Here is a 26,779-nt window from a genome sequence, read left to right as displayed (position 1 = left end):
ATGACGAAGGGGGACCAACAAACCCAAATCCTGGCAAGCTTAGGCATTGCGGCTTTAAACCCAATGCAGGAAGCAGCTAAACAAGCTATCGTTCAGGACAATGATACGTTTCTGATTGCCCCCACCGGTTCGGGTAAAACGCTGGGCTTCCTGTTACCCATTTTGCAACTACTCAAGCCCGGCCAGGCAACTGTGCAGTGCCTCGTTTTAGCCCCAACTCGGGAGCTGGCTCTGCAAATTGAGCAGGTATGGCGAAAAATGGCGACCGGCCACAAGGTCAATGTGTGCTATGGTGGCCATTCGATGGAAACTGAGATCAAAAATCTGAGTAATCCGCCCGCGCTGCTGATCGGTACACCCGGCCGAATCACGGATCACATTACCCGCCGAACCTTCTCTCCCGAAGGTATTCATACGTTGGTGCTGGATGAGTTCGACAAATCACTGGAGCTTGGTTTTCAGGACGAAATGGCATTTATCATTAGTACGTTACGTAACCTTCGGAAGCGAGTATTGGTGTCGGCTACGTCGGGCATCAGCATTCCGAATTTTGTCGGGTTGAATAATCCCACCACCTTATCGTTCATACCGGAACAGGACAGTCCGGCGGGCTTGACCATCAAATTAGTTTACTCAGAAGCGAAGGATAAAATTGACACGCTGTTTCAGCTGCTCTGCTCGCTGAACTCAGAAGCGGCCCTGATTTTCTGTAACCACCGCGAAGCCGCCGAACGCACCAGTGCGCTGCTCAACGAACGGGGCATTTACTCGACTTTTTACCACGGCGGCATGGAGCAGGACGACCGCGAACGGGCGCTGATTCTGTTCAGGAATGGCAGCGTTACGTATCTGATCACAACTGACCTGGCAGCTCGGGGGCTCGACATCCCCGAAATGAAACACGTCATTCATTATCATCTGCCGTTGCAGGCCCATGAATTTGTGCATCGAAACGGCCGAACAGCCCGGATGCTGGCCTCCGGCACAGCTTACGTTATTCTGCATCAGAATGAGCCCCGACCTGCCTATCTGGCTAAATCCCTCGAAACGTTAGAACTGCCAACCGAGGTTACGCTTCCTAAGCCTCCCGAATTCGTAACCGTTTACGTCAGTGGCGGTAAAAAGAATAAACTCAATAAAGTCGACATCGTTGGGTTCTTTTCGCAGAAAGGTCAGCTCGATAAAGGCGATATAGGGCTGATTGAGGTCAAAGATTTCGCTTCCTTTGTCGCGGTTAAAAAAGACAAAGTCAACGCTTTACTAAACCGGATAAAAGACGAAAAAATGAAGGGAAAAAAGTATAAGATTGAGCTAGCCCGTTAGTACTCAGGACCTGGCACCGTACAGATAAACACGACGTATTCTGAAGTTGACGTAACGGTTCATGTCGGTTTGTCTACTTTTCGTTTGGCCTTCACCGTCATTCGCTTCTTTATTTTTGCTGGACAGCCCCGGCAGGCTGCACTTTTGGGTCGTTAAACAACTAAGCCTCTGTCTTTAAACGCAGTAGGCGATAAACAACTAAAACGACTAATGAACACAGCAACAAGTTCCGCAACCGGCCCAGCCACCGCATTCGCCCCAGTAAACCATTACCTCACTGTATTACAGAAATACGCCGACTTCAAAGGCCGCGCCCGGCGAAGTGAGTATTGGTACTTTGTGTTAGTGAACACCATCGTGTCAATGGCGCTTAGCTTCACCGTTAGCCTGATTTCTCCAACTGTGGCTGCCGTCGTAAACGGCTTATACACCTTAGCCATTCTAGTACCAGCCGTGGCGGTGTGCGTCCGGCGAATGCACGATGTAGAGAAACCCTGGTGGTACGCGCTGATCCCGGTCTATAATTTTATTCTGGCCATCAGCGAAGGCACCAAAGGCGCTAACGGCTACGGAGCCGATCCTAAAGCCAGCTCGGTTTCTTCAACGTTGGAGCCAGTTGCTTAACGGCATTCATCCTCTGTTAACCAAATACTTACTTAGGCTGGTCAAACGAGTATCTATTACGTTTGGCCAGCCTCTTCCTTGATCACTGAGTTAATAGGCATTGCCGGTAAGGTAATAGTGAAGGTTGTTCCTATGTTCTCCTCCGTTTCCACCTGAATGGAACCGCCATGAAGTTCAACGGATCGACGGGTAATAAATAAGCCGAGTCCCGTACCCTGAATGGTTGATACGTTGCCCGCTCGGAAGAACGTCTCAAATAAGTGCGGCAAATCTTTACGGGGAATCCCGATGCCGTGGTCGATCACCGATAACGAAAGCACCGCTTCGTCATAAGCGATGCAAACAGCTGGGTTTGTGCTCGAAAACTTAAAGGCATTGGACAACAGGTTAACCAGCGCCTGGCTAATTAGCTTCTGATCTAACAGAACCGGGCGTGGAGTTCCTCGTATGAACATATCGACCGAACGATGGTCGTTACGGGCCTGAAAATGGGTGGCTATGACGTCCTCACAAATGGCAGACAGGTCGGTTGGCTGTGGGGTGAAGGCCATCTTTCCGGCATCCATTTTCTCGATTGTCAGTACGTCGTTTAACAGATCGCTGAATTTACTGATCTCCTTCTCAACGATACGCAGGTGTTTCTGAATCTGCGGTTTGGCCCGTTCTGGCGGCATATCAATGTATAAACCAACCAGATCGACACTCGATTGAATCGTTGCCAATGGCGTCCGGAACTCATGCGAAGCCGTCGATACAAATTGAGATTTCAGTTTATTGAGTATCTGTTCCTGGTGCAATCGCTCCGTGCGTTCTTCGACCACTCGTTCAAGCGCCCATTTCTGGGCTTTAATGGTGTTCATCCGGAATTGATAAAACGCGTAAGCTGACCCTACGATTAAACCAATGGCTAGTAGCCTGAACCACCAGGTTTTCCAGAAAGGAGGAAGCACCCTAATTGTTAAGGCGGCTCCTTTTTCGTTCCACACGCCATCGTTGTTCGACGCTTTTATCCGGAACGTATAATCGCCAGGGTCCAGATTGGTGTAGGTAGCATTTCGCTTATTGCCGACATACGTCCAGTCTTTATCAAATCCGTCCAGTTTGTAGGCGTATTGATTTTTTTCGGGTAACGTGTAATTAAGAGCGGCAAACTCAACCGAGAAAACGCCCTGATCGTGGCTGAGCGTAATGGCCTCAGTTTCGCTGATATGCTTCGTCAGTAGAGAGTCGGCATCACCAACATGGATAGACTTGTTGAAAACCTGAAAATCAGTGATATAGACCGGCGGCACATACGTATTGTCCTGTAGACTGTCGGGATGAAAGGAATTCAGCCCGTCTGAACCACCCAGAAAGATGGTCCCGTCGGCCGCTTTAAAAATGGACCCAACCTTAAATTCGTTACCCTGTAAGCCATCCAGAATGCCAAAGTTGCGGAAGGTTTTGGTACGCGGATTATAGGCAGAAACGCCTTTGTTGGTGCTTATCCAGAGAATTCCTTTATTATCTCGCAGTATGGCGTTAACTACATCATTGGTAAGGCCATCTTTTTCGGTGATGGTCGTTACCTTTCTGGTAACCATATTGAGTAAACACAATCCGCCCGTAGTGCCTACCCATAAATGATCTTTTTGAGCCTCCAGTATGCAGTTGATGGTATTGCTGCTTATGCTCTGGCTATTGCGAGGATCGTGTTTGAAATGCGTGAAGGTGTTTGTCTTTCGATCGAGATAATCAAGCCCATTTTCGGTGCCTAGCCAGATGCCCCCTTTTTCATCTTCGTAAATGGCGTTCAAGTGGTTATCGCCCAGGCTTTTCGGATCGCCCGGATTGTGCAGAAACTGAGTAGCCTGTTTCGTTTTACGATCATAGAAATAGAGCCCACGTCCCCAGGTTCCTAACCAAAGATTCGTGTCCCGATCTTTGAACAGGACATTTACACTCGACGTAGGCAAATTATTGGGGTTATTGGTAGCGGGTACGTAGTGCGTAAAAACGCGTTTCTTCGTGTCAAAAAAATCGAAGCCACTACGATGGTAACCCAACGCGAGCAGATTCGGCTCTACGTTGATGAGGGTAATGATGTAATCGGAACCCGGACTGTTGGCTACGCCGGGTTGATGCTTGAAGATGGTAAACGCATCGGTGCTGCGGTCTAACATATTCAGCCCTCCCCCATCGGTGCCAATCCAGACATGACCGTCGGAGCCGCCTTTTACGGACAACACAATGTTGTTGCTGAGGCTATTTCGGGTAGGCACATTTCGGTATAGCTTAAACTTCTGACCAAACTTCGGCAACAGATTCACTCCGCCCGAGTACGTTCCGACCCATATGTTTCCGATATTGTCTTTGTACAGCGAATAAACCGAATTGTTGCTAAGGCTATGATCGTCAGCCGGATCGGCCGTAAACGTAGTGAAGCGGTTGTGGCGAGGATGGTAAATACTCACTCCCCCATTCTCGGTGCCTACCCACAAATTTCCCCGCTCATCTTCTAACAGCGCCAGAATGTCGTTGTGGGCAACACTACCCGGATTATGCGGATCATGTTTAAAAGTCGCGAAACAATCAGTGACTGGGTCATACCTGGCAACACCTCCCCCGAGGGTACCCACCCAAACGGTATTTTTTCGGTCTACGTACACGGTTTTAATCCAGCTTGCCCCGAGGCTCGCTGAATTTTTAGCATCGTGCACGTAGTGTTTAAACTGATTCGTTTGGGGGTTAAACTTATTCAGGCCGCCCTGGGTGGCAATCCAGAGATTTCCGTCTTTATCCTCCGCAAGCTTAAAAATGAAGTCATTACTCAGACTGTTCGCAACCTGTTGATGTGTATAAACTCGGGATGTTTTCCGTTGTGCATCAATCAGGTATAGACCGGTGGTTGTACCAACCCAGAGATTACCCCTGGAATCTTCGAGGATGTCGCGGACTATAAGTTGAGGGCCATCGGTGAAAAAGTGCGAAAACGTATCCCTGGCTCGATCGAATACGTCTAGTCCGCCACCCGTTGCTACCCAAATCTTTCCTGTTTTATCTTCCAACAGATCATAAACTATGTCATTTGCCAGGCTGGTTTCATTCTTCCGGTAATGTCGGTAAATCGAAAATGTATAGCCATTGTATTTATTAAGGCCTTCGTTTGTCCCAAACCACATGAATCCTTTGCTGTCCTTAAGTGTGCAATGAACCGTGCTCTGCGAAAGGCCGTCGTTGGTAGATAGTCGCGTAAAATATGGTTTCTGCCACTGTCCAACCGCCGACAATGCGCACAAAAAATTCAGGCAAATAGTGAACAATGCTAATCGTTTCATAAAAGAAGCCTTTCATTATTGTTCAGGGCGATGTTTATACTTGTTATTTACTTAATGTCGCTAGGCTGTATCTTTTAGCAATTTTAATAAAACAAAAACTTAAAATCATCTAAACTTTTCGAATACTGGGGCGGGGCTACGCAACAAAAACCGCTGGTCACGGGTGGAATCAGATCACCTGCAACCAGCGGTTGATATAAGCTAAAAAAAACCTATTGCTACTGTTTAATCAATTTAAGAACCTGAACGTCTCGGCCAGATTGTACGCGCAGTATGTAAAACCCGGGTGCCAGATTACTACCCACTGTGGCCTGGTCAACCCCCTGACCACTCTGTAGTGCTTTACCCGATACGTCGTTCACATCGAACGTGAACGAGCCTCCTTTACGAACCGTAAACGAACCTGTAGACGGGTTGGGATACACCTGCACTGCTTCTTCCATTGATACAGCCTCTGCAGGTAACCGGCCACTGCTCAGCAACTGAAATTGAAACTGCTGGCTGTTACTACTACTATTGCAGGTTAGCTGACTGATTGACGCAGCATCGGCCGTAGACCCTCCTACCACATTCACGCACTTGTTGCTGTTGACCGACACGATTCGGTAATAACCCGTGCTGACGGTTTCGATCTTCCAGCGCTGATTGTTTCCGCCGGAGTACGTCCATTGATTAATATCGGCATTATCAGCGGTAGAAGCACCAGACACATCCAGCGACTTGCTGCTATGCACCGCCCGGATTGAATACTGTCCGTTACCCAGTGATGTTACCGACCACTGCTGATTTGTTCCGCCCGAATAAGTATACTGTTGCACGTTAGCCCCGTCGGTTTGTGAATAACCCGCTACGTCCAATGATTTGCCGCTGTGCCGGGCCGTGATCCGGTAAACGCCGTTGGCCAGTCCGCCTGTAGCGGGTGGTGGCGTAGTTGTTAACGGATTTTTCGCCCGCAGTTCGGTACGTACTAGCTGGCCCGACGGCTTAATCTGGCTCAGCGACCATCCACCATCCGGACTAGCGCCCGACTGCAAGGCGGCCGACGATTCGCCAATATCGGCCACCGACCAGTTGGCATGGCTGACCTTGTTCTGATCCAGAAATGCCCACCAGGCTTTCGTTTCAGTCTCGTTCACCGTACCATCGCCACTGGCACCAGTGGTTCCGTATTCGGTTACAAACAGAGCCCGGTTTCTGTTTAGGGCACTCTGAGCCTTGTCGCGCAGGTACTGCCGGTGCGTATCGGCGTAGTAGTGCAGGGTATACGCAATGTTTGGCTGATTGATTGGATTAGCCGCTGCTTCATCTACTTCCTGCGAGTAAAAACGGGTACCACAGATAATGATGTTATCAGGGTCATACTGCCGAATGGTGCTAATTACCGCTTCATGGTACGGCTTGATTACGTTTGCCCATGACACATCGAATGGCTCGTTCCAGGGTTCGTAGAGCACGTTAGGTGTGTTGCCATACTTCTGAGCTACCTCACGAAAAAAGGTCTGGGCCTGCGTTCGGTAATTCTGCGCTTCGTGAACGTGGAAATCAACAATTACGTATATGCCCAGGCTGATGGCCGCATCAATCACCGTAAACACCTTGTTTTTCTCGGCCGTGGGGTTCGTTGCATAACCACCGTTATCGACCGCCATGGCTGCCCGCACAACGGTAACCTTCCAGTCGTCGCGCAGCCACTTAATGGTGTTATAGGTATAGTACTTCGGTATCCACTGACTCCAGTAGAGCGACATACCCCGCAATTGAATGGCCTGCCCATTCTTATCCAGAATTCGGTTTCCACTCACGCGCAACTGCCCATACTGCTGAACAATTGTCTGGCCGTTACTCAATGTCATGCTCATGCACAGCAGCAGAGCCATGAGCAATAGGCTATTGCTGCTTCTCTTTAGCAAGCGATCAACTTTTGGCGCCACCGTAGTGTTGCGCTCTCCTCCATGGGCGCCAACAGGGCCCAGTCTCCTAGGTAAGATTAGAAACATCATACAATTGGTTAAGGGTTGACGAGCTACGTAACCGCGTGGAAGTTCACGAGATACTAGCCCGTCACAAAGGAGAGGTTATTTTTTGGGCCGGAAGGGTATCAAATGTTTTTTTAAACGGTACTCTATGTAAACATTTATGGATATTACTAGATTATTTATTCACCGGAATTCGTCTAAGCACCTTTTTACCTGGTCAGAGATTAGCTCTGCATTCGGGTAATTTCACCGTATTGCTATACTAAATAGACCGCTGATTTATATGATGGTTACGACTTGTCATGATTAAATATCATTGCTATCAGGGGGTTGAGCAGAGGGAATCAGCATAAATCACAACTGTTATCACAACCAGCCAGTCCGCCGGTGCGAAACTATTGACATTTATAACATGGCATTAACATATAGGCTAGCTACTGAAGCGGACTTGATTGACATAGTCGGTTTGCTGGCGGACGATCAACTGGGAGCCACCCGCGAACGTTTTCAACTCCCCTTGCCCGCTACTTACATGGAAGCATTCACTATCATCGCCAGCGATCAGCACCAGGAGCTGACGGTTGTTGAACTTGATGGCCAACTAGTAGCGACATTTCAGTTAAGTTTCATTCACTATCTGACTTATCAGGGAGGCATACGGGCGCAGATCGAAGCAGTACGGGTGAAGTCGTCGCATAGAGGTCAGGGGCTGGGCACAGCTATTTTCCAATACGCTATCCAGCGAGCTAAAGACCGGGGAGCTCATCTGCTTCAGTTAACCACCGACAAGAAGCGACCAGAGGCCAAGAAATTCTATAAATCGCTGGGCTTTGTTGATTCCCACGAGGGCATGAAGCTGCATCTCAGGTGAGGCATTTTTTTGTAAAAAACTGTAAATTAACACTTTTACTACCGCTTCACCCTTAAACCGTATTGATATGAACCGTTTTCCTAGAGCATTCTCACGCAGAAAATTCATCAATGGCAGCCTGGCCGCAACGGCGGGTTTGACTTTACCCGGCTTGTTACCTCAACCGGCGTTAGCTCACGCACTTCCCCCAAAGAACAACCTGCTGGTCATCGGTCCGTTGGAAGGGTACAGCCCTCAGATAGGCACTTTGGTTTCTATGATGAACTACAACCGGGATACCATACTTCGATCCGTGAAAGGCATGACGACCGAGCAGCTGGACTTTTTGTTCGATCCTCATGCCAACACCATTGGTGGGCTATTGATGCACTTAGCGGCCGTCGACAAATTCTACCAGATCAACTCGTTTGAAGGACGGCAGGAATTTAATGAAGCGGAAAAGAAAGAATGGGGAGCCGGTCTGGAGCTAGGCGATCTTGGCCGAAAGGAAATTAAAGGCCACGACGCACAATTTTACATCGACAAGCTGACGACGGTGCGAGCAAAAACGCTGGAGCTGCTCAAAACCAAAGACGACAAATGGTTGCTGGAGCTTGATCCGGTCTGGTCGAAGCAAGAGCCGGTTAATACCTATTGGAAGTGGTTTCACGTGTGCGAGCATGAGTCGAACCACCGAGGCCAAATCTCCTGGCTAAAGAGCCGATTACCAGGCGCTAAACCGGCTAAAGATTAATAACCTGAAAACAGGAGTCATCCCGATTTTTTAGGGTGGTTTATTGCCGGGCCTTGGGCATAGTCAGTGACTATGCCCAAGGCCCGGCTACTTTTTCACGTTAGATCTACTGTAGCGCGGGTGGAACCCCGCAATTTATTGGACTAGAACTGCGGGGTTTAACCCCGCGCTACAACAGACCATCAGGCAACACTAGTTTCTGCGGTAGGCTGTTCCTGGTTAACCGCGCTCGGCTCCATAAACATATAACTCCAGGAGTGGCCGTCCAGATCATCAAAATCACGACCATACATAAAGCCCATATCCTGTGGTTCTTTGGGTTCGGTTGCACCGGCTGCTAATGCTTTATTCAGCATCTCGTCTACGTGTTCCCGGCTGTCAGCAGAAAGGCAGATCGACGCTTCGACGGTTTTGGAGGTATCTGCAATTTCTTTATTCGTGAAGGTTTTAAAGAACGGTTCCACCAGCAGCATCACGTAGATCGTATCACTGATGATCATGCAGGTTGCATTCTCGTCGGTGAATTGAGGGTTGAATGTATAGCCAAGTTTGGTGAAGAATTCGACTGATCTGTTCAGGTCTTTAACGGGCAGGTTTACAAAGATCATCGTTGCCATAAGGGTTGTTGTTTAGAGTTGTTTTTGTTTATTGTTTACATGACAAAGATAGGGTCATACGTTCGCGCGGACGGTGTATGATTGCGACAATAAAGAGGGGAATTGCGACAACATTTTTGGCGCTAGTGTAGCATCGGCCGAAGCGCCGTTAATAACCAAAACTTTTTGCCTAAATGCGAGTAAGTATACTAAGCACAATCCGGCATTATTTCCTTCTTTTCAATGCTTGTTCTTAGCCAAAGCCGTTCGTTACGATACAGCACTTTCTTTTATCTCTACATCATGCAGGGCATACCGTCGGGCTTTGCGTTAACGGCTGTAACGAACTACCTGACGGCTGAGGGGCTCGATGCGCGGGCTATCGGCTTATTCGGAGCGACGATTGGCCTGCCGTGGGGCTTCAAATTCGTGTGGGGCCCTATAGTCGACCGCTTTCAGGACTCCGCAATGGGGCACCGGCGCCCGTGGATATTGCTTGCTCAAGTCATGGCCTTTCTGGCTTCGCTAAGCATTTTGCTGGTCGACAATCCAGTCGCCAATCTGAATCTGTTAACCTGGGCGTTTTTACTCCACGGGGTGTTTGCCTCCTTACAAGATGTCAGCGTAGACGCGATGGCCATTACGGTCGTGCCAGCCATTGAGCGAGGTCGGGTGAATGCGTTCATGAAAGGAGGGCTGGTAACGGGTCAGGCCATCGGATCGGCCGGGTTGGCGTATATGATTCGCGACGCAAGCTTCCATACCGCTGCGCTAACACAATCGGCGATACTGTTTTTGTTTACGCTCATAACGTTTCTGATTCGCGAACAGCCCAGCGATTCAGCTTGGTCGTTACGTATGCAGCCACGGCAGCCAGGCAGTCAGTCATATCCGCACTCCTTTTTTCAGCTACTTCGCGAACTTACGAAAGCCCTAACGGCTCCCCGGAGTTTGTTGCTGTTTGCAGCGGTGGCGATTGTATTGATCAGTGAACGCCTATTTCAACGCGTTTTCTTCTTTGATCTGATCCGCAATCTTGGTTGGACCGATACATCCGTTTCCGGGCTAAACGGTACGTATGGTACATTGGCCGCCGTTAGCCTGGCGCTGGTAGGTGGGTGGCTTTCCGACCGCGTGGGCGCCCAACGAATGCTAATCGGTGCAGCGATTGGGATTGGGCTGCTACATATCAGCTTTTCGCTAGCGGCCTCGGCCTGGAGCAATCCAGGCATGGCAACAGGTGCCCTGATCGTTCGGCAAACGCTCGAACCCATATTCAGCATCGCAGCGCTTCCCGTGCTCATGGGTTTATGCCGTCCTGGTATTGAAGGAGCCCAGTTTGCGGTGTACATGGCCTTAAGTAACCAGGCCGACATTGTAGGAATTTATTTATCGGGACAGTTACTGTCCTACTCATCAGCCCCCAACATTGGCATTGGCTGCGGGTTGTTTATGTTAGGAGCCGGAGTGGTTATGCAGGTGTTTGCCAGACGGCCGGTATTAACCAAATCTTTTATCAGGACTGGAACAAGCGCAAGTAACTAAAGTATAGCCCGTTTGATTAACCTGCTTAGCTGTATGTACCAATTTATACCTCCTCTGTTTCGGGCAACGACCCTACTCATTCTGCTATCCGTTACGGCGCTGCTCCCCTTTGGCTTTAAGCCTGCTCCGAAGCCCAAACCCGTTGTACTGGCTTACGTTGGTGGGTTTCGCGGCCTGGTAGACACCGACAAGATTGCCGTTGAAAAGCTGACGCACATCAACTACGCTTTCGTCGATATTAAAAACAACCGGGCGTGGCTGCATAACCTGGCTACCGATTCGACCAACTTCCGCAGGTTGAACGAGCTTAAACAGCGTAATCCTGACCTGAAAATCCTGATTTCTATTGGCGGCTGGGCCTGGAGCGAAAACTTCTCCGACGCTGTTTTCAGCGATACGGCCCGGACCGCGTTTGCGGCTTCGGCGGTGGATATTGTCCGGCAGTACCAGCTCGATGGCATCGATATTGACTGGGAGTACCCCGGCATGAAAGGCGAAGACAATGTATTCAGGCCAGAAGACAAACAAAATTTCACGTTGCTGTTCAAAGCGTTACGTGAGCAACTGAACGGACTCAAGCAACAGACGGGCAAAAACTACCTGGTAACGACCGCCATGCCCGGCTTCCCGGAAATTTTCACGCATACCGACATGGCCCAGGCGCACCCGTATCTGGATTACGTCAACGTCATGACGTACGACCACTACACCGGAGGGCCGCTGGCCGGACATCATACTAACCTTTACCCGTCTGGCAAGGTAGACAATGAGCAGTCGGGCGACCGGGCCGTGAAGCTGTACAAGCAAGCGGGAGTTCCTGTTAACAAACTCATCCTGGGTATTGCGTTCTATGGCCGGGCGTGGCAACTGCAAAACGACAACCCCAACAGGCAACCCCGTACCATTGCGAAAGTAGAACGGGGCGGTGGCTACACCTTCATTAAAGATAGTTTGCTGACAAACCCAGCCTACAAACGCCACTGGGACCGTAAAGCTAAAGCACCGTATCTGTACAATGCCACCCTAAAGCGGTTTGTCTCTTACGATGACGAGGAATCGGTGAAAGCCAAGTGCCGTTACGTTCAAAGACGTGGGCTGGCAGGCGTCATGTTCTGGGAGTATTTCAGCGATCCTAAAACCTATCTGTTGAGCGAAATTAATCGACAGTTGCCGTAATCATTGAGAACAAATTCGCTTTTTTCAGCTGATTACCACTTCTTTACCGCATAGTGGCCACCTCCGTTTGTCCTCTATAATCCGTACCTCACTCCACAAGATTGGCTTTTCATCATAAAATCGAGAAGCTTCAGTTACGAGCCAAATACCTTTACTACGTCTCCGAGTGGCCAGCTGAACAAAAAATTCAGCTCCCCTTCTGCTAAGCAGCTCTTAGACTCGAAAATTGTAGCTCTTAACTAAACCTATCACCACGGATGAAAATGGCTTATCAATCGAGTCGGGTACTATGGCTTTCGTACTTTTCAGGACTCGCATCCATTTTGTTACTATCGTCTACAACTGCTCTGGCTCAGCAAGTTGACATAGCAACAGGGCAAAAGTTGTACATGGCCACCTGCAACAATTGCCATAAAGCAGATGCGGGCGTAGGAGCTCCGGGCTACTTTGTACTAGCTCAAATGCCTCCTCGCGCCATTGTGGCCGCGCTGCAAACCGGTAAAATGCGGGTGCAGGCCAAAGACCTGACGACTGAACAGTGCAAAGCCATTGCCCATTGGCTGACTGGCAGACAAGTGAAGGACGTACCGATGCCCAAAGAAGCGTACCAGCCCTTCACCCTGCCAACTGACAAAAGCAGCCTTGTTCATCATTCTGGCTGGGGAGGTGACCTGGAAGGCACCGGTTACCGGTCAGCCAAACAGGCGGGTATTTCGGCCCAAACCGTTGGGAAGCTGAAACTAAAATGGGCCTTCGCCTTTCCCGAATCCAATCAGGTGCGTAGTAAACCGGCCATTGTGGGCAATTGGCTAATTGTGGGTAGCCAGTTTGGCGATGTGTATTGCCTTGACAAACATACGGGTAAAATAGGCTGGCACTATGCGGCTAAAGCAGCCATACGGGGCGCTATCTCGGTAGTTGAGCAAGGCAGTACAGTACGTGCCTATTTTGCCGATAACAGCACTAATGTGTATGCCCTCGACGTCAGAACCGGCAAGCTGGTCTGGGAAAGTAAAGCCGGACAACACCCACAGTCGGGCGTTACAGGTTCGGTAACGGTATATAACAATCTGGTCTACGTTCCCTTAACGTCCATTGAAGTAGCCTCGGTGCTCGATCCAACGTATCCGTGCTGCTCGTCATCGGGCGAAATCGTCGCAGTTGACGCTCGCTCGGGTAAGATTGTCTGGCGACATCGGGTCATCGCAGAGGAGGCCAAAGTAGCGGGCAACAAGAAAAACGGAGCGCCATTCTATGGCCCATCCGGCGCCATTGTGTGGAGTAGCCCTACTGTCGATGCGAAACGTGGGCTGCTTTACTACGGTACCGGCGAAAACTACACAGCACCTGCCACCACTACTAGCGATGCGATTCAGGCACTCGACCTTAAAACGGGCAGGCTGGTCTGGTCGTTCCAGGCTACGTCAACCGACACCTGGAACATGGCCTGTCCGGGCAACCCAAACTGTCCCGAGAAAGTGGGCCCTGATTTTGATTTCGGCATGGCACCAATTTTAGTCAAACGATCGACAGCTAACGATCTGCTCGTGGTTGGGCAAAAGGCTGGTATTGTTTATGGCTTATCGCCCGATGATGGAAAAGTCATCTGGCAAACCCGAATTGGCCGGGGCGGGGCACTGGGAGGCATTCACTGGGGTATGGCCACCGACGGTAAGCTGGTATATGCCGCCAATGCCGACAATACGTATGGCATAAATCCTAAGCTAGATTCACTGATTCAACCAACTCCCGGTTTGTTTGCCCTGGAGGTGAGTACGGGTAAAGTGACCTGGAAAACGGCCGCTCCTTCGTGTGGAGGTAAGCCAGGCTGCATTGAGGCTAATTCGGCAGCGCCCACGGTTATTCCAGGCGTAGTATTTGCCGGTGCGTTGGATGGTCATATCCGGGCTTATGCAACAACGGACGGCACCATTCTTTGGGACTTTGATACCGTAAAAGAGTACCAAGCGGTTAATGGCCTTACCGGCAAAGGCGGCTCAATCGACGGTCCCTCGCCGGTAGTTGCCGACGGTATGTTATTCGTCAATTCGGGCTATGGCAGCTTCGGCGAAAAGCCTGGCAACGTGTTACTGGCTTTCGAAATCGATAAGTAGCTCCTTCTTTACTTTCAAACCGTACTTGCGGTATAGGCTTAATTGGCCTTGGACGTCAGGCTGGCCTCAACCGCTAAAAGTAAACAAGCCGAATGTTACGTACACTAAAAAAAGAGCATAAGTAGGGGTATACGCCCTCTCAGATGAGAACCTGATTCAAGTAATATAGTTAATTTGTGGTCAACACGGTTAACTCATTGGCTTGATCATTCTTTTCCATTGGATACGACCATTCTAAATAACCCATATTCCTTTTTAGCCGGTGGTGGCGAAATGGGGCAGCTCACTCGCCAGCACGATTGGTCAAAAACCTCATTAGGCACCCCTGACACATGGCCGCAAAGTCTGCGCACAACGCTGAGCATTTTGCTTAATTCCCGCTTTCCCATGTTTTTATTCTGGAGCGACGAACTCATTTGTTTCTACAATGACGCCTATCGCTCCAGCCTGGGTAATAACGGCAAGCACCCCACCGCCTTAGGCCAGCCAGGAGCCCTGGTGTGGCCCGAGATTTGGGATACCGTAAAGCCACTGATTGATCAGGTCCTGGCCGGAGAGGGCGCCACCTGGAGCGAAGACCAGCTTATTCCTATTTACCGCAATGGGCACCTGGAAGACGTTTACTGGACGTTTAGTTATAGCCCTGTGAGCGATGAATTGGGCCAACCCGCTGGCGTGTTTGTTACCTGCACCGAAACAACCCAGCAGGTCAACACCGTTAAGCAGCTCCGACTCTCTGAGCAACGCTTCCAGAACTTAGTGCGCGATGCCTCCGTAGGAATTATAGTACTGAATGGCGAAGAGACGCGCGTAACGATCGTTAACGATGCTTATGGTCGCTTAATTAATCGAAGTGTTAGCGAGCTATTAGGTAAACCGCTGTTCAGTGTCATACCCGAAGCGGAAGACGTTTTTCGACCCATCATCGATGGAGTACGGTTAAGTGGTGAGCCACTGTATCTTAACGATCAGCCATATTTTGTGTATGCGAACGGGGATAAAAAGGAAGGATTTCTCAACTTGGCGTATCATCCCTACCGGGAGCTGGATGGTAGCATTACGGGGGTTATTGTGCTCTGCCAGGATGTGACAGAACAGGTGTTGGCTCGCCAGAGGATGGAAGAAACCCAGCGCCAGCTACAAAATTTGCTGATGCAGGCACCAGTCGCGGTTGCCATATTTCGGGGGCCTGAGCACATCATTGAACTTGCCAACCAAGCCCACCTGGCTATTTGGGGGCGCCAGGCCGAAGAGGTGATGGGCAAACCCCTCTTTGAGGCCTTACCCGAAGTAAAAGGCCAAGGGTATGAAGCTCTGCTGGCCGGAGTGCTCACTACCGGCGAGCCCTTTTACGCGAATGAGCTAAGTGCTTTGCTGATCCGCAACGGCCAACCCGAGCGGGTGTATTTTAACTTTGTGTATCAAGCCCTGCGCGAACTGGATGGCACCATAACCGGTGTAATTGTGGTGGCCAACGATATTACCGAGATGGTATTGGGCCGCCATCAGCTTGAATCTGGTGAAACCCGTTTACGCAGTCTGGTCGACAGTGCTCCCTTTCCTATTGGGGTATACGTAGGTAAGGAAATGCGGATTCAGCTAGCAAACCAATCAATACTCGACGTATGGGGTAAAGGTACGAATGTCATCGGTCAACTTTATGCGGACGTATTGCCCGAGCTGGCGGGTCAGGGTATCTATGAACAGCTGGCGGAAGTATATACCACAGGGGTTCCTTTTCACGCCAATAACCAACAGGTCAATTTGGTCATTGACGGTCAATTAAAGCCTTATTATTTCAAATACAGTTTCACCCCCCTTTACGATGCCTATGGCGAGGTATATGGTGTAATGAATACGGCGGCCGACGTGACGGATCTGGTGCTGGCCCAGCAAAAACTCCAACTCAGCGAAGATCGCTACCGACTTTTGTCCGGTGATTTGGAGCAGCTGGTCCAGCAACGTACCGAGGAGTTGGAAGCTGCCAACGAAGAATTAGCCGCCACCAACGAGGAACTGACGGCCACCAACGAAGAGCTTCTAGCCACCAATGAGCAGTATGTGTCTACCAATGAAGAACTGACCGAATCGACACACCTGTTATCCCGCTCGAATCACAATCTCGAACAGTTCGCCTACGTAGCTTCGCATGACTTACAGGAACCCCTCCGGAAAATTCAACAGTTCAGCGACCTCCTCAAAGGGCAGTACGCCGAGCAGCTAGGCGAGGGCGTTAGTTATCTCGAACGCATGCAGGTAGCCGCTAGTCGCATGTCGACGCTGATTCGGGATTTACTGACGTTTTCTCGTATTGCTACCCAACAGGAAACGCGCGAATCGGTATCACTCAATGCAGTGATTACTACAGTACTGACCGATCTTGAGCTTGTTATTGCCGAGACTGAGGCAAAGGTACAGGTCGATCCGTTGCCCACCGTTTTAGGCGATCCTATGCAGCTGGGTCAGTTATTTGGCAACCTTTTAAGTAATGCTCTCAAGTTTCGCCGACCTGGGGTGCCCCCTGTTGTTAAGTTAACGACCAGATGGCTTGCCACCGATCACCTGCCGCCAGACGTTAAGCCGGGCCGGGCGGCTATCGCTTACCACCTGATCGAAGTAACAGACAACGGCATTGGTTTTGACGAAAAATATCTGGATCGGATGTTTCAGGTATTCCAGCGCCTGCACGGCCGTAGTGAATACGCCGGTACGGGTATTGGTCTTGCCATCTGTCAGAAAGTGGTCATCAATCATGGCGGTGCCATTGCGGCCAGCAGCCAACCGGGCCAGGGAGCCACGTTTAAGGTATACTTACCGGTGTAGGGGCATTTCAGATATACCCATAAAGTGGTCATGGGCGGCAGGTATTTACCCGCTCACTATAAAACGACTACGAATGAGGATACCTGACCACGTCATGACCACCAAATGACAATTCAACTAATCAGGCTAGCTGGGCTTCCTCTAGCTCCCGGATGTTAATCTTTTTCATATTCATCATAGCCGCCATAACCTGTTTTGCTTTCTCTGGGTCTTTATCCTGCAACAGCCTGCTGAGAGCCGATGGAACAACTTGCCACGATACGCCGAATTTATCATTGAGCCAGCCACATGGCCCTTCTTGTCCGCCCTCCGAAAGCTCACTCCAGTAATGATCAACTTCCTCCTGGGTTTCGCAGTGAACAAACAGCGAGATACCTTCGGTAAAGGTAAAATGCGAGCCGCCGTTCAAGGCGACAAAATCCTGTCCGTCGAGTTGGAAGCTAACCGACATAACGCTACCAGCCGGAGCGGGCGCCCCTTCGCCATAGTAAGTGATTTGATTGATCTGAGAATTTTTAAAGATAGAGACGTACAGGTTTGCAGCCTCTTCGGCCTGGTTGTTAAACGTCAGGAAGGGGGTGATCGTTTTCATGTTGCTTACTGATCTGGTTACGCAACAAAGGTACCCCAGACGGCACAAGAACAGAGGGCAAAATACGTCAATATACGGGGCGATTGCGACAGCCACTGTGCAACCTCGCGTACACCGCTGACCAATCATTATTTAGGGTAAATCATTTTAAAACAGATTCGTATCCGTTTACTTTACCGCTGACCCCAAACCTGACCGAATGACAGCGCTTCGTACCTCACTGCTCTTTAGTTTATGTTTCGTTATAGGTCGCCTGCAGGCGGCTAAAGTGGATACCGTCGATACGTATAGTTCGTCGATGAAAAAGACCATCAAAGCGGTGGTCATAACGCCAGATTCCTATACCACTGGCAGCGAACTTCCGGTTGTGTACCTCCTGCATGGGTATAGCGGCAACTACGCCGACTGGATAAAGAAAGCACCCAGCCTTGCTCAGGCGGTTGATGCTAACGGCGCCATTGTGGTCTGCCCGGATGGCAATTTCGGTAGTTGGTATTACGATAGTCCGGTCGACCCTTCGTTTCGGTACGAAACCTACGTGACCAGCGAATTAGTAGCCTGGATTGACAGTCATTACAAAACTATCAAAAACCGGCAGGGACGCGCCATCACAGGGCTGAGTATGGGCGGACACGGGGCGTTGTATCTGGCCTTTCGGCATCAGGATGTGTTTGGAGCGGCTGGTAGCATGAGTGGTGGAGTCGATATCCGCCCACTTCCCAACAACTGGGACATCGCCAAACGACTAGGCACCTACGCCCAGAATCCCGAGCGCTGGGAGCAGAATACGGTTATCAATCTGCTTCACCTGCTGACGCCCGGCGCTTTGTCATTGATTATCGACTGCGGCACTGATGATTTTTTCTTCCGTGTCAACAACAATCTCCACGACAAACTGCTGGAACGTAACATCGCGCACGATTACATTACCCGCCCCGGTGGCCACAACTGGCCTTACTGGAACAACGCCATCTCGTATCAACTACTCTTCATGCGGCAGTTTTTCAGTAAACCTAAACAAGGGTAATCGATGGTTTATGAAAAAGATACCCCTTGCGCTTTCCCTCCTGATTAGTGCCCTCACATGGGTTCAAGCCCATCCGTTTCCGAAGCCGACCAAACGGGTGCTTTTTTTAGGAAATAGTATCACCTACGCTGGTAATTATGTGTCGGCTATCGAAGCGTACCTGATTACTCATCACCCAAAGCAACACTATGAGTTCATTAATGTTGGTTTGCCCAGCGAAACGGTTTCGGGCTTGAGTGAACCCAACCATGCTGGCGGTCGGTTTCCCCGACCCGATCTGCACGAACGACTCAGCCGCGTATTGGCGCAGACTCGGCCAGATGTAGTATTCGCTTGCTACGGCATGAACGATGGCATTTACATGCCGCTGGACGAAGAGCGATTTAAGGCGTACCGGGAAGGGATGAAATGGCTTCATAGTGAACTTGAAAAAGCCAACGCCAAACGTATCATTTTTTTGACGCCACCGGTGCACGATGACCCTACGCTTGGCACACAGGGATACAACCTGACCTTAGATGCCTACTCGACCTGGTTACTAGCTCAGAAAGACTCGCTCAGATGGGAAGTAGCCGATATTCATTTCCCCATGACTCGCTATCTGGACGAAAAGCGAAAAACTGACCCGGCGTTTCAACTAGCCAAAGATGGGGTGCATCCTGGCGAGTTAGGACATTGGCTGATGGCGAAACCGGTTCTGCTGTACTTGGGCGAAACCGTCGATTCGGCACAGTCGATTCAGGAGGCACTAGCTGATAAATCACAAGGCGAAGCCATTTTACGATTAGTAAACCAGCGCCAGATCGTGATGAAAAATGCCTGGCTCAACGCAACAGGCCACAAACGACCTGAGATGGCGCCTGGCCCACCGATGGTCGAAGCCAGACGCACCTACAGCATGATTGAGCAACAAATACGCGCTGAACTGCGGAAGAAGAAAGCGCAGTAAATTCATCTGACGCCATTCTATAAGTTTTAGATAAGCCCTTACCCCCGAATTTGCCAATCTACCTAAAAAGCAACGACTAAGATCACCGTAAAACTACAGAAACTTTCGTCTGGGTAGCCTTGCCTTGGTTCAGCAAAGTCTCCAGACTTCGCCCAGCATCATTAACTCAAGCAGCTTCTTGGGCAGTTTTCGTAAGCGTCTGCCGGTAAAAACTGTTCTTTTTCGTCTTTCTAGCTTATGAATGGAAACAACAAGAAGCAACACCGTATGTATCATCAATTAATTCGAGTTCACCGTTTTAGGTTTTCGTTTCTGCTGCTAAGCGGGTTAGTGTTCTTACTCACCTGGCCGTGCTATAGCCAAAGTAGCTTCGCCAGGACCGGCAAAGTCGAGCGTATTAAAGTACACGGCAAAGGATTGGAAGGTAATCTGGCGGGTGATTCACCGGATCGGGACGTATCAATCTATCTGCCGCCCAGCTACGGAACAGATAAGAACCGCCGATATCCGGTCATTTACTTCCTGCATGGATTTACGGACAGCGATGACAAATGGTACGGTCTAACTAAGCACTGGATCAGCCTGCCTGCTGTGGTTGATAAAGCCCTGGCCGAGGGCAAAACCAAAGAGTTTATCATCGTGACGCCTAACGCCTACAACCGGTACTTCGGGAGCATGTATTCTAATTCGGCAACGATCGGCAATTGGGAAGATTACGTAGCGACTGAGTTAGTAGCCTACATTGATAAAAACTACCGGACCATTCCACAAGCCAGCAGCCGCGGACTAGCGGGGCACTCGATGGGTGGCTACGGCACAATGCGGATTGGTCAGAAGCATCCCGAGATTTTTTCGAGCTTATACCTGCTCAGTCCTTGCTGCATGATTCCGAGCCTGAACGGCCCCACTAACCCCGAGATGGCGGCTAAACTGGAAGGCGTTAAGACGCAGGCCGAGTTAGAAAAAGCCGATTTCTTCACAAAAGCGATGTTTGCTTCGGCGGCTTCCTGGTCGCCCAACCCTACGAATGCTCCTTTTTACGTAGATCTGCCAGTAAAAGACGGTCAGCCGCAGCCAATGGTTACGGCCCGTTGGGCAGCTAACGCACCGCTGGCCACGCTTGACCAGTACGTATCAAACATCAAGCAGTTGCACGCCCTGGCGTTCGATGCGGGCTCAAAAGACGAGAGCATCGCGGCTAACATCAAGATATTGGACGGCATGCTGACGAATTACAAGATTCCACATACCTACGAAGAGTACGACGGCGACCATCTCAACCGCATCGCCGAGCGCATTGAGCAGAAAATGCTACCGTTCTTTACGAGTAATTTGGTGTTTGAGGTGCGTAAGAAGCGGTAAATGAGAGTTTTGTTGGGGTTTTGTTGGGGTTTTGTTGGGCATAGTCTCCAGACTATGCCCAGGCGTTGTCCGGTCTCCGACCGGTAAATGCCATTCTAAGTTTGTTGATAAATTACATATTTTGTTCGCTTCTGCTCCGGTTGAAACTGGCCCGCATGCTTCGCCACAGGCCCGGTATGAACAGCCTTCTGAAGCAGCATCCAGCCAGGAACCGTTATACCAGATAGTGTATAGTACTGTTGGTACCGTGGGTTGTCAGGTTAAGTTCTCGGATGCCCACGTAGTAGTTATCAAAGACCATAGTTGCGGGGTCATGCTTCATCTGAAAGAAGGTCGAAGGGGTAATTAACACCAATAAATTCCCCCGTTGCACAACCTTCTCCACATGATAATGCCCGCACACGACCGTAACGTGGCAGGGCAGGTCTTTTATTAATTTGAGAAACTCTTCGCTCTGCCGAAACCGATAATGAGCGTCCATGTAAGTAACATCAGCCAGTATTGGCGGGTGATGCATAAATATCAGCAGGTTGTTGTCGCGCAAAGCCACCACATACTGCTGTAGCCAGGTCCATTGGGCTGGCGACAACTCCCCCGTTGACGTATCCAGGAACAAAGCGGGTCTTCCTTCCAGCGGTAAGGCATAGTACAGTTCGGTACCGTGCAAATGGTGGGTTAGGTTGAAAGCGTTGGCCAACATGACCGAATCATCATGGTTACCGGCAATAAGGCAGTACGGGTACGACAGCCTATCTAGCTGCTCTTTTACCCACTTATAAATTAGCTCGTCACCAACCGTACTGCAAATATCACCACCTATGACCAAACAAGCAGGCTTCAGCTCATTGATGTACGCTAGCGCATTCAAAAAGTTTTGTCGAACATCTACCCCCTGTGGCTTCTCATCGGGGCCACCAATATGCAGATCTGTAATGAAGGCAATACGCATGGAGATCGAATTTATCGATAAACGAGATGCTAAGTTTAGGCTTGTTCCAACGCTAACTTGCCGGCCCAGAATTAACTAGTTTTGGCTTCGTTCCAATACACATCCATTTCAGCCAACGTCATGTCGCTCAGCGATTTACCGCTAGCCCGGGCCCGTTCTTCTATGTATTGAAAGCGTTTAATAAACTTCTTATTGGTGCGTTCTAAAGCGGTCTCAGGATTGATGTCAATGAACCGGGCGTAATTAACAAGCGAGAATAACAGATCGCCGAATTCGCCTTCTGCCCGTTGATGATCAATAGCTTCGTTGGCTTCAGCGTTAAACTCAGCTTTGAATTCCTGCATTTCTTCTTCCACTTTGGCCCAAACCTGCTGTTTCTCGTCCCAATCGAAGCCAGCTCCGCGGGCTTTCTCCTGAATACGCATCGCCTTCACTAAAGCCGGTAACGACCCCGGCACGCCACCCAGCACAGATTTATTGCCTTCTTTTAGTTTGAGCTGTTCCCAGTTGGCTTTCACCTGCTCTTCGGTTTCCGCTTTCACTGTGCCGTAGATGTGCGGATGACGACTAATTAATTTGTCACAAATGCCATTTAAGACGTCGGCTATGTCGAAGTTACCGGTCTCAGAGGCAATTTTAGCGTAGAAAACTAAGTGCAGTTGAATATCGCCCAACTCTTTGCGGATCTCGGGTAAGTCACCTTCGAGAATAGCGTCCGACAGTTCATATGTTTCCTCAATGGTCAGGTGGCGGAGGCTATCTAAAGTCTGCTTACGATCCCAGGGACATTGGTCACGCAATTCGTCCATGATGGTTAGCAGCCGGTCAAATGCCATCAACTGTTCCTGACGGCGGGCGGGTAGATCCTGAAATTGTTTGGTTTCGCTCATAAACCCATAAGGTTTGGGGCGCTTTATTGGTTTACGGGAAATGTAATTTTATGATAAATTTCGCTCAGCGGTAGGGTCAGATCACCAAGCTTCGCTACACTATCGAGCGTTTTATAATCAGTATTGAGCCATACATCGGGCTGTTCGGTACGTTCGTAAACCGTCAGATAAGGCCTATCCTGGGCGGCATAGACCACATAATGCAAAGTTGGAACGTCTTTGTATAACGGTAATTTATCTTCGTTATCGTATCGATACGTGCCCGGCGACATGACCTCAACCACCAAGTACGGGTTTGTGATAATCGACTTAGACCCCTCTTTAAATTGCCAGGCTCCTTTCGTAACCATCAAATCGGGCTGGTAGTAGCTGCCATCAGGCTGAGAAACTTGTAAACCCGCATTACTGCTCGTTACCAGAAAGTCTTTGTCTTTATAATAAGAGAACAACAAGTAGTTGATGGCGGACACAATTAACTCGTGGAGAGCGGATGCTAAGCTCATTGCTATAATTTCACCATGTTGATATTCCAACTTCCCGGGGAACTCAGGGGCGATGTCAAGATACTCGGCTTCAGAAGCCGGTACACGCACCACATCCTGCGTTTTGAGCTGTTCCAGAAGGTATTCCGCCAGGTTTCCAACTGCTACCATTGTCGTATTGCTTTTGGGTAAAGCTACTAAAAAATCAGCGGTTACAGGCTATAGAGCAACCTGTCAGACTTCAATAGTCGAGACTTCTGTCATGACTATTCTCTCTGCCAAAGACACTGAAGCGTATAACAGGAATGTGCTGACTAACTTATTAAGATACGGTAGTTACCTCAAGCCCATGCTCCACTAATTTTTAACTGCTTGTTAATTCAAAACTAAGCTCTTTCTAATCTTGGCACTTCACCTTTGTCACGGACAAAGACAAAACACTACGCTATTTTGAATGATGCACGATTACGTTAGTTAGGTTTAATGTTTCACTTAATCGTTCAATTGTTATGAAAACCGTAGTACTGGCAGCTATGATTTCGCTGCCTATAGTAAGCCAAGCTCAACAAGCCACTGATTTTGTTCCCTTTCCCGACAACGGTGTCTATCTATCAGCCAATGATTTCACCCATCACGTTTTGACGGATGGTTTTGATAACCAGCCGGGTTATAGCTTGCGAGAAGAGATGTTTAAACCAGTCGTTAAAGTTACTCAGCCCAATGGCGAGGCCGTAGAGATCCCAGACGCTAAGTTGTGGGGCGAACGTAAGCAAGGAGCTGATTACCGCTTCTTCCAGGGCGATTTATACCGCGTAGAACACGCCGACCGCATTTATATATACAGCAAACCTGCTGATATGTCAATTGCCGGCGGAGGAAATTCAAACTCGTCAACATTATATTATTTTAGTCGTAAGGCGAATTCCCCCATTCACTTAATTACTGCTGATAATCTGGAAGACATTTATTACGATCAGCCAGATAAAACAGAGTCCTTCGAAAACTTAGATGAACTGGGCAAGGATCCGGCTCGTCAGGCGGCAAAACTCGTACGGTTGTTCTACATAGATGATACGCCAAGCCAGGCAGCTTATAAAGCCGATTAACCCTTGGCCTGTTACCTGTTTGTCTCGACCAATAAGGTTAGTTGAAAAATAAATGCCAGTCTACCTTGACTGGCATTTTACTTTTTTATTTACTTTGCACTACAAAGTACTTTATTTTATGCAACACTCCTTGTATACTACGCTCCAACAGCTGGTTGAAGGCACGCGGCAGCCTAACCTTAGAGCCGATAAACCTGGACGAGGGCTTATTGCCCTGACCAGCTTAGCCTTAGTAGGACTTATTCTGGTTACGCTACGTGGGTTATTAACCGACCACTGGTGGCTATTCGTGATGCTGACGTGGAATCTGTTCCTGGCCTTTTTTCCATTAGGCGTTGTATTGGTATTGCGTGATCTGCGATCGGCCGGTTTCCTGAACCGGTGGCTGCTGAGTGCCGGCGTCGCCATTTGGTTAACGTTTCTGCCCAATGCCCCCTACATCATCACGGATCTATTCCACATCAAACACATCGATAATCCCCTACTTTGGTTCGACACAATGACGCTGTTTCTGTTTGCACAAACGGGTTTGCTGGCCGGCTTGTATTCGACCCTGGTTGTGCATCGAATGTTACGTCCGTTATTAGGATTTCGTCTCAGCTGGATGCTGATGCTGACGAGTCAGATGTTGTCTGGCTTCGGTATTTACCTGGGGCGGTTTGGTAGGTGGAACAGCTGGCATGTGCTGACAAAGCCGTCTCTGCTAACCGAAGCCATTACGCAGTCCTATCACGATCATCTGAGCATTAAGCTGACGTTGTCGTACGGCTTTGTACTGGCGATGTTATACATAGCTTTTTACTGGTACATCGAGCAGGGAAATACAGAAAAGAAATAGTTTCATTCTTAATCAGTGTTTACAGGGACTACACCGCCTTTCCGATTGTTACGTTTATGGTATGTTTGCCTCATGATTGATGTTCGAAAGGTGTTGCGGAGCTTTCGGTTTGCCGGGCAGGGAATTGTAGACTTATTTCGCTACGAAAACAATGCTAAAGTACACCTGCTCATTGCCGGAATAGTCATTTTGATAGGGCTGTTCCTTAAGCTTAGTACAACCGAGTGGGCGGTTATCATAACCCAGATCGGAATTGTATGGGCCGCTGAAGCCTTCAACACAGCCATCGAAAAGCTATGCGATTTTGTTTCGCCCGGCCTGCACCCGCAAATCAAAGCCATTAAAGATTTGTCATCTGGCGCAGTTTTGATTCTGGCGCTGACGGCGGTAGTGGTAGGAATCATAATTTTGGGCGGTCATCTGCTGGAGCTATCACACACGGATTGACATTCATTAACCCGATTAACCAAACTTTGTAAGACGATACTCATGTACGAATCTCGCGAACATCTACAGACGCTGACGGAAATTCGCAGCCTGATGGAACGCTCCTCTAAGTTTCTGTCACTAAGCGGACTGTCGGGTGTTTCGGCAGGTATCATTGCACTCATTGGAGCGGCTGTGGTTTATATGCGCCTACGAACCGGATGGCTGACCATTCCGGGCTTCGATCGGCTTGAACTGTACGACAGCGCAGCGCATCAGGCAATTAAACAGTTTCTGGTAACGGTGGCGGTTGTAGTGCTGATTACGGCTTTGCTATCGGGTACGTATTTTACCGTCCGGAAAGCGCGTCGTCAGGGACAAAGCGTCTGGAACACATCGTCTCGGCGGCTTCTGTGGGCTATGGGGGTTCCGTTGGCCACTGGTGGCATGGTTTGCCTGGCCCTTCTCTACTACAACATTATATGGTTGGCTTTTCCGGCAACGCTTATTTTCTACGGATTAGCGCTGTTTAACGGTAGCCGATACACCGTCCGCGATGTTGAGTCATTAAGCTATTTCGAGATTGGCTTAGGGCTTCTATCGCTATTTTTTCCGGGCTATAACCTGCTGACCTGGGCTATTGGTTTCGGCATTTTACACATTGTATACGGCCTGGCGATGTACTACAAATATGAACGTAATACGGCATGATAAAAGACCTGCTGTCTCAGTTTAATAAGGCATTTGAAAGTAAAGCCCGGCTCAATATCATGTCAGTTCTGATGGTCAATGATTCAATGAGTTTCAACGGGCTGAAGGAGTTGCTTGGGCTTACCGATGGCAACCTTGCGGCTCATCTGCGAGCGTTGGAAGAAGCGGGCTACGTCGCTGTTCAGAAGCAGTTTGTCGGTCGCAAACCCAATACGACTTACTCGGCCACTGATGCTGGCCGACAGGCGTTTTCTGAGCATTTGAATGCTTTGGAAGAGTTTATTAAGAACTTGTAATGGCGCTCTAAACCCCGTTTTCGTTAGTCTATTTTTTGTAAGCAACCTGTAAG

At 49.4% G+C, this 26,779-nt stretch carries 23 protein-coding genes; 16 read left to right on the top strand and 7 right to left on the bottom strand.

Annotated elements, in window-relative coordinates:
- Positions 1-1,323, top strand: coding sequence for a DEAD/DEAH box helicase (locus ACFSUS_RS09040; protein WP_381521727.1), 1,323 nt, complete (start codon positions 1-3; stop codon positions 1,321-1,323).
- Positions 1,324-1,533: 210 nt separating this feature from the next.
- Positions 1,534-1,947, top strand: coding sequence for a DUF805 domain-containing protein (locus tag ACFSUS_RS09035; RefSeq protein ID WP_381521726.1), 414 nt, complete (start codon positions 1,534-1,536; stop codon positions 1,945-1,947).
- 56 nt (positions 1,948-2,003) lie between these two features.
- Here the strand turns inward: ACFSUS_RS09035 and ACFSUS_RS09030 are convergent, their stop codons facing one another.
- Both ACFSUS_RS09030 and ACFSUS_RS09025 read right to left on the bottom strand, forming a co-directional pair.
- Positions 2,004-5,264 (bottom strand): ligand-binding sensor domain-containing protein, encoded by a 3,261-nt coding sequence (locus tag ACFSUS_RS09030; protein ID WP_381521724.1) that lies wholly within the window; start codon positions 5,262-5,264, stop codon positions 2,004-2,006.
- Positions 5,265-5,482: 218 nt separating this feature from the next.
- Positions 5,483-7,141 (bottom strand): cellulase family glycosylhydrolase, encoded by a 1,659-nt coding sequence (locus ACFSUS_RS09025; protein ID WP_381521722.1) that lies wholly within the window; start codon positions 7,139-7,141, stop codon positions 5,483-5,485.
- Positions 7,142-7,652: 511 nt separating this feature from the next.
- Between ACFSUS_RS09025 and ACFSUS_RS09020 the strand changes: the two genes are divergently transcribed.
- Positions 7,653-8,111, top strand: a complete 459-nt coding sequence (locus ACFSUS_RS09020; protein ID WP_381521720.1) for a GNAT family N-acetyltransferase — start codon at positions 7,653-7,655, stop codon at positions 8,109-8,111.
- 67 nt (positions 8,112-8,178) lie between these two features.
- Complete coding sequence (locus ACFSUS_RS09015; protein WP_381521718.1) at positions 8,179-8,844, top strand: DinB family protein; 666 nt, start codon at positions 8,179-8,181, stop codon at positions 8,842-8,844.
- A 182-nt stretch (positions 8,845-9,026) separates the two neighbouring features.
- On the opposite strand, the gene ACFSUS_RS09010 is transcribed toward ACFSUS_RS09015, so the two are convergent.
- Positions 9,027-9,461 (bottom strand): VOC family protein, encoded by a 435-nt coding sequence (locus ACFSUS_RS09010; protein WP_381521716.1) that lies wholly within the window; start codon positions 9,459-9,461, stop codon positions 9,027-9,029.
- Between the two features lie 222 nt (positions 9,462-9,683).
- Between ACFSUS_RS09010 and ACFSUS_RS09005 the strand changes: the two genes are divergently transcribed.
- The 4 genes from ACFSUS_RS09005 (at position 9,684) to ACFSUS_RS08990 (ending at position 17,098) form a co-directional block, all read left to right on the top strand.
- Positions 9,684-10,985 (top strand): MFS transporter, encoded by a 1,302-nt coding sequence (locus ACFSUS_RS09005; RefSeq protein WP_381521714.1) that lies wholly within the window; start codon positions 9,684-9,686, stop codon positions 10,983-10,985.
- 33 nt (positions 10,986-11,018) lie between these two features.
- Positions 11,019-12,161: a glycoside hydrolase family 18 protein gene (locus tag ACFSUS_RS09000; RefSeq protein WP_381521712.1), complete on the top strand. Its 1,143-nt coding sequence runs from the start codon at positions 11,019-11,021 to the stop codon at positions 12,159-12,161.
- A 263-nt stretch (positions 12,162-12,424) separates the two neighbouring features.
- Positions 12,425-14,275, top strand: coding sequence for an outer membrane protein assembly factor BamB family protein (locus ACFSUS_RS08995; RefSeq protein ID WP_381521710.1), 1,851 nt, complete (start codon positions 12,425-12,427; stop codon positions 14,273-14,275).
- A 273-nt stretch (positions 14,276-14,548) separates the two neighbouring features.
- Positions 14,549-17,098 carry a PAS domain-containing protein gene (locus ACFSUS_RS08990; protein WP_408020211.1) on the top strand — a complete coding sequence of 850 codons (2,550 nt, stop codon included), beginning with the start codon at positions 14,549-14,551 and terminating at the stop codon, positions 17,096-17,098.
- A gap of 121 nt (positions 17,099-17,219) precedes the next feature.
- Here ACFSUS_RS08990 and ACFSUS_RS08985 read toward each other — a convergent pair whose 3' ends face one another.
- Positions 17,220-17,690, bottom strand: coding sequence for a VOC family protein (locus ACFSUS_RS08985; RefSeq protein ID WP_381521707.1), 471 nt, complete (start codon positions 17,688-17,690; stop codon positions 17,220-17,222).
- A gap of 199 nt (positions 17,691-17,889) precedes the next feature.
- Between ACFSUS_RS08985 and ACFSUS_RS08980 the strand changes: the two genes are divergently transcribed.
- From ACFSUS_RS08980 to ACFSUS_RS08970, 3 genes are all read left to right on the top strand, one after another.
- Positions 17,890-18,717, top strand: coding sequence for an alpha/beta hydrolase (locus ACFSUS_RS08980; RefSeq protein ID WP_381521705.1), 828 nt, complete (start codon positions 17,890-17,892; stop codon positions 18,715-18,717).
- 10 nt (positions 18,718-18,727) lie between these two features.
- Positions 18,728-19,666 carry an SGNH/GDSL hydrolase family protein gene (locus ACFSUS_RS08975; protein WP_381521703.1) on the top strand — a complete coding sequence of 313 codons (939 nt, stop codon included), beginning with the start codon at positions 18,728-18,730 and terminating at the stop codon, positions 19,664-19,666.
- A 267-nt stretch (positions 19,667-19,933) separates the two neighbouring features.
- Complete coding sequence (locus ACFSUS_RS08970; RefSeq protein WP_381521701.1) at positions 19,934-21,028, top strand: alpha/beta hydrolase; 1,095 nt, start codon at positions 19,934-19,936, stop codon at positions 21,026-21,028.
- Between the two features lie 214 nt (positions 21,029-21,242).
- Here ACFSUS_RS08970 and ACFSUS_RS08965 read toward each other — a convergent pair whose 3' ends face one another.
- From ACFSUS_RS08965 to ACFSUS_RS08955, 3 genes are all read right to left on the bottom strand, one after another.
- On the bottom strand, positions 21,243-21,977 hold the full coding sequence (locus tag ACFSUS_RS08965; protein WP_381521700.1) for a metallophosphoesterase family protein: 735 nt from the start codon (positions 21,975-21,977) through the stop codon (positions 21,243-21,245).
- A gap of 71 nt (positions 21,978-22,048) precedes the next feature.
- The gene (gene mazG, locus ACFSUS_RS08960) at positions 22,049-22,867 is read right to left on the bottom strand and encodes a nucleoside triphosphate pyrophosphohydrolase (RefSeq protein ID WP_381521698.1); all 819 of its coding nucleotides are present in this window, start codon (positions 22,865-22,867) and stop codon (positions 22,049-22,051) included.
- 23 nt (positions 22,868-22,890) lie between these two features.
- Positions 22,891-23,520: a Uma2 family endonuclease gene (locus ACFSUS_RS08955; protein WP_381521697.1), complete on the bottom strand. Its 630-nt coding sequence runs from the start codon at positions 23,518-23,520 to the stop codon at positions 22,891-22,893.
- Positions 23,521-23,858: 338 nt separating this feature from the next.
- On the opposite strand from ACFSUS_RS08955, the gene ACFSUS_RS08950 reads away from it, so the two are divergent.
- The 5 genes from ACFSUS_RS08950 to ACFSUS_RS08930 all read left to right on the top strand — a co-directional run bounded on the left by ACFSUS_RS08950 (position 23,859) and on the right by ACFSUS_RS08930 (position 26,726).
- Complete coding sequence (locus ACFSUS_RS08950) at positions 23,859-24,455, top strand: hypothetical protein (protein WP_381521695.1); 597 nt, start codon at positions 23,859-23,861, stop codon at positions 24,453-24,455.
- Positions 24,456-24,573: 118 nt separating this feature from the next.
- Complete coding sequence (locus ACFSUS_RS08945) at positions 24,574-25,293, top strand: DUF1361 domain-containing protein (protein WP_381521693.1); 720 nt, start codon at positions 24,574-24,576, stop codon at positions 25,291-25,293.
- A 72-nt stretch (positions 25,294-25,365) separates the two neighbouring features.
- Entirely contained in the window at positions 25,366-25,740 is a 375-nt protein-coding gene (locus ACFSUS_RS08940) for a diacylglycerol kinase family protein (protein WP_381521692.1), read from the top strand.
- Between the two features lie 42 nt (positions 25,741-25,782).
- Positions 25,783-26,430, top strand: coding sequence for a hypothetical protein (locus tag ACFSUS_RS08935; protein ID WP_381521690.1), 648 nt, complete (start codon positions 25,783-25,785; stop codon positions 26,428-26,430).
- Positions 26,427-26,726 carry a winged helix-turn-helix domain-containing protein gene (locus ACFSUS_RS08930; protein ID WP_381521688.1) on the top strand — a complete coding sequence of 100 codons (300 nt, stop codon included), beginning with the start codon at positions 26,427-26,429 and terminating at the stop codon, positions 26,724-26,726. Before ACFSUS_RS08935 ends, ACFSUS_RS08930 begins: the two co-directional genes overlap by 4 nt.
- Positions 26,727-26,779: the final 53 nt, after the last annotated feature.

It is taken from the genome of Spirosoma soli (genome assembly GCF_042684525.1).
Classification (GTDB): Bacteria; Bacteroidota; Bacteroidia; order Cytophagales; family Spirosomataceae; genus Spirosoma; species Spirosoma soli.
This window is presented reverse-complemented; position numbering and strand designations above follow the sequence as displayed.